This is a genomic window from Winslowiella iniecta, from assembly GCF_001267535.1.
In the GTDB taxonomy this organism is placed as follows: Bacteria; Pseudomonadota; Gammaproteobacteria; order Enterobacterales; family Enterobacteriaceae; genus Erwinia; species Erwinia iniecta.
Map to the genome: position 1 here is coordinate 77216 of NZ_JRXE01000015.1, position 12912 is coordinate 90127.

Here is a 12912-nt window from a genome sequence, read left to right on the forward strand (position 1 = left end):
AGGTCGGGCTGGACGTGGCATTAGCCGCGCGCTATCCGCATCAGATCTCAGGCGGACAGTGCCAGCGCGTGGCTATCGCGCGGGCGCTGGCGCTCAAACCGGCGCTGCTGATTGCCGATGAACCCACCTCAGCACTGGATGTGTCGGTACAGGCCACCATCCTGAATTTACTGAAAAACTTGCAGCGCGAACTGAAATTTAGCTGCCTGTTAATCAGTCACGATCTGGCGGTGGTCAGCCAGTTATGCCAGAAAGTCGCGGTGCTACAGCACGGAGAACTGATGGAATATGGTGAAACTGGCGCAGTATTGCATCGGCCACAACATGCCTACACCCGACAGCTGGTGGACTGTATTTTACCGCTGCCGCACTGATTCCCACTGTACTGCATTCTGTTAGCTATCCGCGCAATGTACGCTATTTTTGTAGTACAAAGATGAGGAAAAATCTGGCAATCGCGGTAAAGTACGCTGTCAGATTTTTTGCCAGGGAGAGCGTATGACCATCGCCAAAACCGACCGTATTATTACCACCCTCGGCAGCCAGATTGTCAGCGGCAAATATGTGCCGGGCACCTCGCTGCCGACCGAGGCCGAGCTCTGTGAGGAGTTTGCCACCTCACGCAATATCATCCGTGAAGTTTTCCGCTCGCTGACAGAAAAGCGACTGGTGGAGATAAAACGCTACCGTGGCGCGTTTGTTGCACCGCGTAAGCAGTGGAATTTTCTCGACACCGACGTGTTGCAGTGGGTACTGGATAATCAGTACGACCCGGAGCTGATTGCAGCGATGAGTGAAGTGCGTAACCTGGTCGAACCGGCCATTGCCCGCTGGGCCGCCGAACGCGCCACCTCCAGCGATTTAACGCTCATCGAAGCCGCGCTGAATGATATGGTGGCCAATAACCAGGATCGTCAGGCGTTTAACGAGGCGGATATTCGCTATCACGATGCCGTGCTGCAAGCCGCGCATAACTCGGTTTTACAGCAGCTGAATGTCGCGATCCGTTCGCTACAGCGCGTGGTGTTTGAGCGAACCTGGATGGGGGATGCCGCAAATATGCCGAAAACGCTACAGGAACATAAAACGCTGTATGACGCCATTCGCCATCAGAATCCACAGGCTGCCGAGCAGGCCGCGCTGGCGATGATTGCCAGCTCCACTCAACGGCTGAAAGATATTTCCTGAGGGTTATTTAACCTGTTACGGGCGTTTTTTTCCGCCCGTATTAAGCAAGGATATTATTGAATGGCTACCTGCAGTTTATTGCTCTGATCTTTCCATAAACTAAATGAAACCGTATAGATACGGCCCGCGGTATTATTCTGCTGATTTTCTTGCGTTACCGCCTGAACTGAAACGCCATAAGCACGTCCCGACTCAAATTGATAGCCAAATAGCGGCACACAGCGTTGGGATGAAAGATAAATAGGTTTGTTATGGATAAAAACCTTTCTTAATCGTTCCTCACTACCGGTTCCATTAATTTCCACGGAGAGCAGAAACTCCCCTTCTGCCGCCGGAACCAGCACGCAAACATGATCATTCAGCGTGAAAACGTTAGCTGGGAAAATTTTCGGTCTGGGATCTGCCGATTCGCAACCCGCCAGAATAAATACCAGGAGAAGTAAAATAGAAGATTTCATCATACGCTCACCTATTTTCCAGGAAATTGGATAACGTTTTTTGATAAAGGGATGGAATTTCTCTACTTCCGGCATCGCCACGGTATGTCACGACCTTTCCTGGACTTCGCTGAAAATCCCACTCCACATAACCATATTTAATTAACAGCCAGTAATCAGCGATGATTTGTGCTTGTTGCTCAAGGGAGTAATCACTCAGCATTTTATCGTGATTGAGTTCATAGGTATAATTCGCAGCCCAACTAAAAAAACCACGAGTTCTGACCCACATTTTTTTTGATGCTGCCAAACATGTGCCATCTCGTGAATAAATATATGCTTCAGGTTAAGACCCACTTCAGTTGCTGAAAAGTCACTCCGATACAGCTCTTTCCTGAAGTAAATCTCCCCATTGGGTGCCATTGCCGTATATTTTCGCTGTAATCCTGCGGGTAAATAGCTATCACAGTGAATCCATACTTTAGGATAAATAATCCTCCCTGCAAAAACCTGGCGGGCAAGTTCAATCTCTCTGAGCGTCAGAAGGCGCAGAGTGCCTTCCTTAATTTCTGAATCCATGTAGTCTGACTCCCTGTCAGTAAACTTATCCAGATAATACCGATACGTCACCACCTCGTCTATAGTAAAAATATGCATGTCTACGTGGCAGAATAACGTAATTTAACACCTTAATAATTCTAAATAATATTATTAAAATAAACCAGCATAAATTAATCCTTCCTCTCCAGCGCCTTACAGGTAAAATAAGCTCCGCATACGCATACCATCACCGGAACAAAATAGTCGTGGTTCATCCGGGTAAACTCCATAATTAACACCACTGCGGTAAGCGGCATTTGCATTGATGCGGCAAGAAAGGAAGCGCCGCCCACCAGCACGAAGCTGCTGCTGTCCCCGCCCGGCAGTACGGTTTGCCATGCCATATACAGCAACATACTCAGTAGCGCGCCAACGGTCAGTCCGGGCGTCAGTAATCCCCCTTCAGCCCCCGCGCGCAGTACCGCCAGGATAACCATCAGTTTCAGTACCAGTAAGGTGGCGGCCAGCGCCAGGCCGAGACCATTATTTAGCGCTAACTGCATCGGCCCTTTGCCATTACCGGGAAGTTGCGGGAAGAACAGGCTTAATCCAGCCAGCAGCGTAAAGGCCAGCAGTGAGTAAACCGGCATTTGCCAGTTAGTTCTTACCTTACACCGCACGCCCGTGGTGAGCTTACGAAAACCCCACGCCGCGCCGCCGAGCATCGGCCCCGCAACCAGCGCCCATAACACCAGCGAATGAGTGACTTCTCCGGCAACGAAGTGATATTGCGACTCGTTGCCGAGGCCGAAGGTCGCCACCCAGGCAGCAATCGCCGAGGTGATCATCGCGGCCAGTACGCTTTCCCAGCGAAACGATACCAGTAACACTTCAAGGGTAAACAGCGCGCCCGCCAGCGGCACATTATAGACCGCAGCCAGACCGGCTCCGGCACCACAGGCCAGCAAAGTCCGGGAATCTTCCCGCGATAACCCCAGACGACGAGCCACCACACCGGCGGTCAGCGCACCGATTTCACGCGGCGCAACTTCACGCCCTAAAGGAGAACCCAGCGCCACGGTAATAATTTGCAGCAGCGCATGGATTAGCGTGGTGAAAAAAGGCATCGGCTTGCCCGGATCTTTCACCACCGCGCTAATTGAAACCCGCGGTTTGCCAAAGCGCGCCAGCAGCCACCATCCACACCCGGCGACCAGCCCGGCACCGACAATCACCGCAAAACGCCGTTGCGCACTGGCGTCAGTCACCCCTTGCAGAAAAGATTCGGTGCCAACCACTTCATCCATGCTGTAGCCAAACGCCAGATGCTGGATAGCATGGAGTAATAATGCCAACAGCATCGCTCCCACTCCGGCGATGATTCCGGTCAGCACCAGTGCCAAAACTCGATGAAAAATCAGATTACTGCTGGTGCCTTGTGTCATACGTTCAAAGCCTTAACTAATTAATAGGCTAACTATAACCAGGATTAGATTAATCGCAGGTCAACGAGAACTTTCTGTGGATTAGGCCGATCGGTTAAGTACTTTCGACGCCGCGTTTCCTCCACGGCAGTGCTCCCGGACGCCGGTGCCGGGTTAGCTTACATTCCCGCTTACCCCTTGACTAACATACCGTTTTCGTTAAGGTTCATAACCTGATTGTAAAGGAATAACCGCTGGTGAATACTCAATACGCCTTACGCCGCCTGAGCCTGCCGGAGCAGTGGCGCAGTGACCCTTTCCGCATCATCTTTATGCTGGCAATGATGGTGTTCTGGTCGGCGATTATCGTCTGGATATTACCGCTGTTCAGCCACGGCAATACGCAAGCTGCGTTTATCGGTATGCTCAGTGGATTATCGGTTAACTTCTGGCTGACCTGCATTGCGCGTTTGCGCATCGAACAAGTTAACCCTCCTTATGCGGTAATCGCTTTACTGGAACGCTTTAACTATCAGCAAACCGCTGACGGTTACTACGACCTGAAGCTTGCAGGTTATAAAAAATTTAAAGCTCAGCGCATTTATCTGACACAGCAGGAAGATACGCTGGTGATAACCGGCCCCTGTAACGTCCTGAAAAAAATCATTAAAAATATTAACCCGCTTCCCCTTAACCGTTAAGTTAACGGTTAACATCATCGGCGATAAAACCTTTTTCCCCCGCCAGCAGCGGCCAGATTTTCGCCCCCCTCTCCCGCGTTTGCGCTTTTTTCACCGCCACATTGCAAAGTGAGAAAGACGCTCTATAGTTCGAGGGTGATTTTTTACGAGGAACACCCATGAGATTCAAAGGATTAACTAAAGGTTTCTTTATCCTTATACTGTTTATTGTCACCATCGCCTTCTTCGATGTGCTTGCACCTTATTACTCCGCTATTTTATGGGCAGCTATCCTGGCAGTGATTTTCCATCCATTAAAATCAAAGATCCGACAGAAACTGGGTGATAAAAACGGACTGGCGGCATTTCTTACCTTGCTGGTGATTTGCCTGATTGTTTTTACCCCGCTGGCGATTATTGCCTCTTCTCTGGCGATTGAAGTCAATATGGTTTACAGCAAACTCCAGGGTAACAATACGCAATTCCCGGTGGTACTGGCGGAGCTATTGCAGCATCTGCCTGGCTGGGCCAGAAACTTTCTTGCCGAGCATAATCTTGATAATGCAGCTGAAATTCAGCAAAAACTTTCCGACGTCGCGCTGAAAGGCGGGCAATATCTTGCCGGCAGCGTTTTTCTGATTGGTAAAAGCACGTTCAGTTTCACAATTGGCTTCGGCATTATGCTTTACCTGCTGTTCTTCCTGCTGAAGGACGGTTCGTATCTGGTGGGCCTGATCCTGGAAGCACTGCCGCTCTCTACCCACGTTAAACATCATCTGTTTATGAAGTTCGCGGCAGTCTCCCGCGCGACGGTAAAGGGGACGGTCATTGTCGCGGTGGTACAGGGTGCGCTTGGCGGGATTGCCTTCTGGATTACCGGCATTGACGGTAGCGTATTGTGGGGCGCACTGATGGCATTCCTGTCACTGATTCCGGCGGTGGGTTCAGCCATTATTTGGGTACCGGCGGCCATCTATTTCTTCGCCACCGATATGCTGTGGCAGGGCATATTTATCGTGCTGTTCTTTGTGGTGGTGATCGGTCTGGTAGATAACATCTTACGTCCGCTGCTGGTCGGCAAAGACACCAAAATGCCAGACTATATGATCCTGATTGCCACCCTTGGCGGTATGGAAGTGTATGGCATTAATGGCTTTGTTATCGGCCCGCTAATCGCGGCACTGTTTATTGCGTGCTGGAATCTGTTATCCGGTCGTGATAACAAAAGTAACGCGGAAGAAATTGATGATGAGTTTATTGAAGAAGGGAAAAATCATTCTGTCGAGTAAATTGGCAGGGTGATGGCGTAGAGGTAAAAACTGGCCCTTATCTGGGCCAGTTTGCTGACCACTGCGGAAAGGCCATGCATGACGGTTCGCTATGCGCGTCGTGAGGGCAAAGCGAGCTTGCGGCCGGCGCCCTGACCCTATCCAGGCTGTCGATAAAGTAACACCAGGATGTTAGACTCCAGTTTTCCAGAAGCCATTGATTCAGATAATGTTAAAACTGTTTGCCAGATATACTTCAATAGGCGTTCTGAACACGCTGTTACATTGGTTGATTTTTGTAATATGTTTTTATGGGTTTCATACAAACCAGGCGTTGGCAAATTTCGCCGGGTTCATCGTGGCTGTCAGTTTCAGCTTCTTCGCTAATGCCCGATTCACATTTAAATCATCAACCACCGCGATGCGTTACATGATGTACATTGGGTTTATGGGAGCATTAAGTGCTGCTGTAGGCTGGGCTGCCGATAAGTGCGCATTGCCGCCACTGGTTACTCTGGTCACTTTTTCCGCTATCAGTCTGGTATGCGGTTTCATCTATTCAAAGTTTATTGTCTTCAGGAATGCGAAGTGAGCATTTCTCCGGTCGTGCCGCGGGAATATATTGGCAGTTTATGTGCTGAGGTTAGGCAAAGAAGGCGTTACATTTTTAAGGCAAATGAACATGGTTAGAATTGATAAGAAAGAAGCAGGTATTTACTTTGGCCTGGCATTAATTTTCTTTATGCCATTGTTAATGGCTGGTGTTTATTACCGGGATGATCTGGACAGGGCCACAACGGGAGCGTTTGGCTGGGGAGTTTTAGGCAGGCCTCTTGCCGACCTTATTTTAAAGTTTATCACCTCATCATCAAATCGCGCCGTCGATATATTCCCTTATTCTATTATTTACTCCTCGCTCTGTCTTTCTCTGGCATGCCTGATACTGGGAAAATACCTGGCAAGAAATAATGTAAAGCATCACGTGCTGATATCAGCAATGATGATTTTCAATCCTTTTTTCCTGCAAAATATAGCTTACAGATTTGACAGTTTAGGGATGTCGGTAGCGTTAGCTTTAGCGGTTTTTGCTTTCGCGTTTAGCGGAAAAAGGAAAATAAGCGCTTATGGCATTCCTGTCGCGGTACTGGTTGCCTCACTCAGCACCTACCAGACATGTGCAAATATTTTTATCGCATTAGTTGCATTAGAAGTTTTGATCCTGGCAAAACAGAATAACCGCAAAGAAATAGTCAACACGCTGTTATTCAGAGCCTTGCAGTACGTTGCATCATATGTTGCATATATGCTTATTGTGGCCCCCTTTTTTGGTGGCAGTAATGCACGCTCGGAATTAATATCACTCAGTGACGTGGCATTGTTTTTAGCAAATATTTCAGAGATGAACTCATTTATCAGGAGTTATTTTAAAGGCGTGACATTATGGTACTATCTTGTGCCGGTGTTATTTTCCGCTCTGTGCTTTATGGTGGCGGCCAGAAACCGGAACGCCGTCGTCGTTTCCGCGATATCTTTAGTGTTATCTGCCATTATTTTCTACATATCACTTCTCGGCCCGCTCATTTTATTAAAATCCCCGCCAATTGCGCCTCGCTCATTTGTCGGATTTGGTATTTCGGGTGTTATTTTAGCTTATATGATTTCATCTTCCTTATCCAAGGCTAACTGGATACTGCTACTGCCGGTTATTGCGTCTCTGTCTTTTAGCGCGCAACTTGGCAACGCGATGAGCTTGCAGCGAGAATATGAGAAAAATGTATTTGCAGCGATTACAAAAGATTTAATAAATCGAACAGATATTCATGATGTAAGATTTACAGGAATAGCGAACTACAGCCCGATGACCTATAGCATTGTCAATGGAAGGAAGATTTTTGATCCTTTTATCAGCCGGGCATCAGAATGGATAGCGGCGTTCCAGATTAACGAAATGGGTCTCAAAAATGTCTGTCTTGGCTACGGTAAAGGGAATGAAACCAGGAAAGCTCTGGAAGGGATGAAAGAGAACCGAGTATCGACTAATTCCAACTACTCTGTTTACTTAAAAGACTCTCAGGCGATAATCGTGCTGGGTGATGGCCGCTGATGCGGCCTGTTTAAGACGATACATGCCAGATGCAGCCAGCCGGTGCGCCAGAGTACCCGGTTATGGAATAGTGGCCTTCAGCCAACTCATTACCAACCTGACTAATCAACTGGAGTCTGTATGGAAAACACAAAACATGCACTTATCATCGGCGCTTCGCGTGGTCTTGGATTAGGCCTGGCGAATACGCTGGCTGAGCGCGGCTGGCAGGTCACCGCCACCACCCGTAATACCCTCCCTGAATGTCACGCTGCCATCAACTGGCTGACGCTGGATATCAATGATGCGGCGCAGCGCAGCACCGTTAAGCAGTCGCTTAACGACAAGCAGTTTGAGGTGATTTTTGTTAATGCAGGCGTGTTCGGGCCAGCGCATCAGGATTTAAAACAGACCAGCGACGAGGAAATGCTCTCGCTGTTTATCACCAACACGATTTCCCCGGTACGCTGCGCGGCGGAATTGCAGCCTCTGCTGGCAGCCGATAGCGGTATTCTGGCATTGATGTCATCGCAGCTGGGCAGCCTGAGTGAAAATCCTTCGGGCGCTTATCCGCTGTACTCCGCCAGTAAGGCTGCGCTGAATATGCTGTCGCACCAACTGAGAGAAAGCACGGATCCACAGCGCCAGACGCTGCTGTGCGTGCATCCGGGTTGGGTTCAGACCGATATGGGTGGTTCCGATGCGACTCTGACCGTCAGTCAAAGTGTAAATGGCCTGGCGGACCAACTGGATAAATGGCGCGGCAAAGGGGGTCATCACTATATTGACTATGCTGGCAACCAGCTTGCCTGGTAGTCGGTAAGCGAAATAAAGCGGGTTTTAGTTAATCAGTTGTAATATGAGATGATTGATTAAAACCCGTATTTACCCGCTACTTCCTCACATCCATCACCATTCTCACCGCCAGCCCGGCCAATACCGTTGCCATTAACCCGCGCTGCACCCGTTGCCATAACGGGCGACCGGCAAGGAACGCGGCAATAAAACCGGCGGTAAAAATCAGCGTGGCATTAACCAACATACTGATAACGATCTGACTAAAGCCCAACGTCAGCGATTGCGCCAGCACACTGCCTTGCGTCGGGTCGATAAACTGCGGCAGCAAAGAGAGATAGAGCACGGCGGCTTTCGGATTCAGCAGATTGGTAATCAGCCCCATGGTAAATAGCTTACGCGAGCTGTCGGGCTTAAGAGTGCGCAACTGAAAAGGCGAGGTTCCGCTGCGCAGCGACTGCCAGGCCAGCCACAACAGATAGAGCGCACCGGCGATGCGTAATGCGTCATAAGCCAGCGGCACCGCCATCACCAGCGCGGTGATGCCGAGCGCAGCGCACAGCATATAAAACACAAAGCCGAGCGCCACGCCAGCCAGCGAGATCAGTCCGGCTTTATGCCCCTGACAGACAGATCGCGACAGCAGATAAATCATATTGGGTCCGGGCGTCAGCACCAGACCCAGTGCGATAGCGGCAAACGGCAACCATTGCGTCAGCGTCATCTTTTTTCTCCTGTCAGCGCTGAAATTTATCCGCGAATCGTATCGTCGCCGTAAGCAATCCACTTGTAGGTGGTCAGAGCTTCCAGTCCCATTGGGCCACGCGCATGCAATTTCTGCGTGCTGACCGCCACTTCCGCACCTAAACCAAACTGACCGCCGTCAGTGAAACGGGTGCTGGCATTCACATACACCGCCGATGAATCGACCTGTTTCACAAAGCGATCGGCGTTCTGAATGCTGCGAGTCAGGATAGCGTCAGAGTGCTGGGTGCCATGCTCGCGAATATGCGCGATGGCTTCGTCCATATCGGCCACGACTTTAACGTTAAGATCCAGCGACAGCCATTCGTCGTTATAGTCGGCCTCTTTTACCGCCACCACTTCTGCCGGGCCAGCCTGCAAAGTCGCGAGAGATTGCGGGTCGGCGTGCAGTGTAATGCCCTCTTCCGCCATCCGGCGGCTGAGTGCTGGCAGGAAAGCCGGCGCAATCGCCTGGTCGATTAACAGCGTTTCCACCGAGTTACAGGCGCTTGGACGCTGTTTCTTGGCGTTCACAATCACTTTCATCGCCGCATCCCGCTCAATCGATTGATCGACAAAGATATGGCAGACGCCGATGCCACCGGTGATCACCGGAATCGTCGACTGTTCGCGACACAGCTTATGCAGCCCGGCACCACCGCGCGGGATCAGCATATCGACATAACGGTCGAGCTTCAGCAGCTGATTCACCAGCTCACGATCCGGGCTTTCAATCGCCTGTACCGCGCCAGCCGGTAAGCCGTGCTGTTGCAGCGCACGCTGAATCACCCGCACCGTGGCAGCATTGGTGCGATAAGTCTCTTTACCGCCGCGCAGAATCACCGCGTTGCCGGTTTTCAGACACAGTGACGCCACATCCACCGTAACGTTAGGACGCGCTTCGTAAATCACGCCGACCACGCCCAGCGGTACGCGGCGACGTTCGATACGCAGGCCGCTATCCAGCTGGCCGCCATCGATCAGTTCGCCGACCGGGTCGGCCAGATTGCACACCTGACGCACATCATCAGCAATGCCTTTCAGACGCGGCGCATTGAGCATCAGGCGATCAAGCAGCGCTTCACTCATGCCATTCTGCCGCGCATCGGCCAGATCCTGCTCATTCGCCGCCAGAATTTCCGCGCTCTGCGCTTCAAGACTCCCGGCGATAGTCAGCAGTACCTGATTTTTCTGCGCGGTAGATAATACCGAAAGTTGATAAGAAGCAGCTTTCGCGGCTTTACCCATTTCCACAAGCATCGAAAGCTCCTTAACTGACAATCATATCGTCGCGATGTACAGCAACCGGACCATATTCGTAACCGAGAATTTCACTGATTTGCTGGCTGTGATGGCCGGCAATCATCCGCATCGCATCGCTGTTGTAGCGCGAGACGCCGTGAGCCACATCACGGCCCAGCAGATTGCGGATGCGGATCACTTCACCACGTGAGAAGTTGCCCTCTACCTGGCGGATGCCCTTCGGCAACAATGAACTGCCGCGCTCCAGCATCGCCGACAGCGCACCGTCATCAATCACGATTTCACCGGCCGGTGGAGCACCAAAGATCCAGCGTTTGCGGTTTTCCAGCGGGGTTTCCAGCGCATGGAAACGGGTGCCGACCGGCTTGCCATCAATCACATCGCCAATCACGCCCGGACGGCTACCGGCGGCGATAATCACATCAATACCGGCACGACACGCCACATCGGCGGCCTGCAATTTGGTCGCCATCCCGCCGGTGCCCAGCCCGGAGACGCTGTCACCGGCAATGGTGCGCAACGCGTCATCAATGCCGTGGACATCGCTAATCAGTTCGGCTTGCGGATTATTGCGCGGATCGGCGGTAAACAGCCCTGGCTGGTCAGTCAGCAGCAGCAGCTTATCGGCACCGCCCAGCATCGCCGCCAGCGCCGACAGGTTGTCGTTATCACCGACTTTGATTTCAGCGGTAGCCACCGCATCGTTTTCATTGATAACCGGAACGATATGGTTATCCAGCAGCGCGCGCAACGTATCGCGCGCGTTCAGAAAGCGCTCGCGATCTTCCATATCGGCGCGCGTCAGCAGCATTTGCCCGATATGGATGCCATAAATTGAAAACAGCTGTTCCCACAGCTGAATCAAACGGCTCTGCCCGACCGCCGCCAGCAGCTGCTTGGAAGCAATGGTCGGCGGCAGTTCGGGGTAACCGAGATGCTCACGTCCGGCCGCCATCGCGCCAGAAGTAACGATAACAATACGATGGCCCGCTGCGTGCTGTTGCGCGCATTGGCGAACCAACTCAACAATATGTGCCCGATTCAGTCGGCGTGAACCGCCGGTCAGGACGCTGGTACCCAGTTTTACCACCAGGGTCTGGCTGCCGCTCATTATTTCCTGCCATTGCTAAAAAGAGTGCAAAGAAACATTTTTAACAGGTGTGACGCGTGATGCCAACAGCCAGCGCGGGAAAAGCACGATTTAACGCCGACAATCCGTTAGACCAAAAGTTCGCAATTAACAAGAAACCATCAGAACTGTCATCAAACGTTCATCACCGACAGGTAAAACGTTCCTGCGTTTACAACAGCCTACGTGGCAAAAAATTATTTTACCTATTCGGGAAGTGGATTAAATGAACAACAGCGCTTTGGCAATTTTCACAGCAGCACTGGCCCTGACCAGCACAGCACAGGCAGCGGAAGTTTATAATAAAGACGGCAATAAACTGGACTTCTACGGCAAAGTGAAAGCCATGCACTATCTGAGCGATACCGCGAGTAATGACGGCGATAAGTCATACGTGCGTATCGGTTTTAAAGGCCAGACGCAGATTAACGAGCTGATGACCGGCTACGGCCAGTGGGAATACCATCTGCCGGCCAGCAATGCGGAAAGCGACGGCACGGCCGGTACCAAAACCCGTCTTGGCTTCGCCGGTCTGAAGTTTGGTGATTACGGCTCGTTTGATTACGGTCGTAACTATGGTCTGATTTACGATGTCGAAGCCTTTACCGATATGATGCCGGAATTCGGCGCGACCGGTTATACCCGCGCCGACAACTATATGCTCACCCGCACCAATGGCGTGGCGACTTACCGTAACAACAACTTCTTTGGTCTGGTCGACGGGCTGAAATTCGCCTTACAGTATCAGGGCAAAAACGAGAGCAGCAGCCGCGCGGACGCCAGCTCTAATGGCGACGGCATGTCAGCCTCACTCGGCTATCAGTTGCTGGATGGTCTGACGCTGAATGGTGCACTCTCTTCCTCTAACCGCACTCAGTCGCAGAAAGCGGCGGCGTATGGTACAGGCGATAAAGCCGAAGCCTGGGCAACCGGCCTGAAGTATGACAATAACAACGTCTACCTGGCGGCAACGTATGCAGAAACGCGTAATATGTCGCCGATTAGCGGAACCGCCCGGATTGCCGGTAGCGATGTGCGCGTCAGCGGCTATGCCAATAAACTGCAAAATATTGAGTTAGTCGCGCAGTACCAGTTTGATTTTGGTTTACGCCCGTCACTGGCGTATGTGCAGACCAAAGCAAAAGATATCGAAAACGGTGTGGGCGACGCGGATATTTATAAGTTTGCTGACGTCGGCGCGACTTACTACTTCAATAAAAACATGTCGCTGTTCGTTGATTACAAAATCAACCTGATGGATAACGACAATAAGCTGGCGCAAAACACCGACGATATTGTTGCGGTGGGGATGACCTACCAGTTCTGATGATTCTGTAGCCTGAAAAAAAGGCCGCTCACGC

At 51.2% G+C, this 12912-nt stretch carries 14 protein-coding genes; 8 read left to right on the forward strand and 6 right to left on the reverse strand.

Going from position 1 to position 12912, the window contains the following annotated elements; genetic code table 11:
• Both NG42_RS23535 and dgoR read left to right on the forward strand, forming a co-directional pair.
• Positions 1 to 374: ATP-binding cassette domain-containing protein (locus tag NG42_RS23535; RefSeq protein WP_241488348.1), on the forward strand; the 374-nt coding region annotated here is incomplete at its 5' end.
• Between the two features lie 124 nt (positions 375 to 498).
• Complete coding sequence (dgoR, locus tag NG42_RS12065; protein WP_052899651.1) at positions 499 to 1188, forward strand: D-galactonate utilization transcriptional regulator DgoR; 690 nt, start codon at positions 499 to 501, stop codon at positions 1186 to 1188.
• Positions 1189 to 1241: 53 nt separating this feature from the next.
• On the opposite strand, the gene NG42_RS12070 is transcribed toward dgoR, so the two are convergent.
• From NG42_RS12070 to NG42_RS12080, 3 genes are all read right to left on the reverse strand, one after another.
• Positions 1242 to 1721: a putative T6SS immunity periplasmic lipoprotein gene (locus NG42_RS12070; protein WP_338152345.1), complete on the reverse strand. Its 480-nt coding sequence runs from the start codon at positions 1719 to 1721 to the stop codon at positions 1242 to 1244.
• A 120-nt stretch (positions 1722 to 1841) separates the two neighbouring features.
• Positions 1842 to 2204, reverse strand: a complete 363-nt coding sequence (locus NG42_RS22455; RefSeq protein ID WP_338152344.1) for a hypothetical protein — start codon at positions 2202 to 2204, stop codon at positions 1842 to 1844.
• A gap of 152 nt (positions 2205 to 2356) precedes the next feature.
• A complete protein-coding gene (locus NG42_RS12080; RefSeq protein ID WP_052899655.1) occupies positions 2357 to 3610 on the reverse strand; it encodes a chloride channel protein in 1254 nt (417 codons plus the stop codon).
• 236 nt (positions 3611 to 3846) lie between these two features.
• Here NG42_RS12080 and NG42_RS12085 point away from each other — a divergent pair, with 236 nt between their 5' ends.
• The 5 genes from NG42_RS12085 to NG42_RS12105 all read left to right on the forward strand — a co-directional run bounded on the left by NG42_RS12085 (position 3847) and on the right by NG42_RS12105 (position 8436).
• On the forward strand, positions 3847 to 4290 hold the full coding sequence (locus NG42_RS12085) for a hypothetical protein (RefSeq protein ID WP_052899657.1): 444 nt from the start codon (positions 3847 to 3849) through the stop codon (positions 4288 to 4290).
• A gap of 158 nt (positions 4291 to 4448) precedes the next feature.
• Entirely contained in the window at positions 4449 to 5558 is a 1110-nt protein-coding gene (locus NG42_RS12090) for an AI-2E family transporter (protein WP_052899659.1), read from the forward strand.
• Positions 5559 to 5766: 208 nt separating this feature from the next.
• Positions 5767 to 6129, forward strand: coding sequence for a GtrA family protein (locus NG42_RS12095; RefSeq protein ID WP_052899661.1), 363 nt, complete (start codon positions 5767 to 5769; stop codon positions 6127 to 6129).
• Between the two features lie 90 nt (positions 6130 to 6219).
• Positions 6220 to 7641: a glucosyltransferase domain-containing protein gene (locus NG42_RS12100; RefSeq protein WP_052899663.1), complete on the forward strand. Its 1422-nt coding sequence runs from the start codon at positions 6220 to 6222 to the stop codon at positions 7639 to 7641.
• A gap of 120 nt (positions 7642 to 7761) precedes the next feature.
• Positions 7762 to 8436, forward strand: a complete 675-nt coding sequence (locus tag NG42_RS12105; RefSeq protein ID WP_052899665.1) for an SDR family oxidoreductase — start codon at positions 7762 to 7764, stop codon at positions 8434 to 8436.
• 76 nt (positions 8437 to 8512) lie between these two features.
• On the opposite strand, the gene NG42_RS12110 is transcribed toward NG42_RS12105, so the two are convergent.
• The 3 genes from NG42_RS12110 to proB are packed head-to-tail and all read right to left on the reverse strand — an operon-like array spanning position 8513 to position 11533.
• Positions 8513 to 9139, reverse strand: coding sequence for a LysE family translocator (locus NG42_RS12110; protein WP_052899667.1), 627 nt, complete (start codon positions 9137 to 9139; stop codon positions 8513 to 8515).
• A gap of 26 nt (positions 9140 to 9165) precedes the next feature.
• On the reverse strand, positions 9166 to 10419 hold the full coding sequence (gene proA, locus NG42_RS12115) for a glutamate-5-semialdehyde dehydrogenase (protein ID WP_052899669.1): 1254 nt from the start codon (positions 10417 to 10419) through the stop codon (positions 9166 to 9168).
• Positions 10420 to 10429: 10 nt separating this feature from the next.
• Positions 10430 to 11533, reverse strand: coding sequence for a glutamate 5-kinase (proB, locus tag NG42_RS12120; RefSeq protein WP_052899671.1), 1104 nt, complete (start codon positions 11531 to 11533; stop codon positions 10430 to 10432).
• Between the two features lie 244 nt (positions 11534 to 11777).
• Between proB and NG42_RS12125 the strand changes: the two genes are divergently transcribed.
• Complete coding sequence (locus tag NG42_RS12125) at positions 11778 to 12878, forward strand: porin (protein ID WP_052899673.1); 1101 nt, start codon at positions 11778 to 11780, stop codon at positions 12876 to 12878.
• Positions 12879 to 12912: the final 34 nt, after the last annotated feature.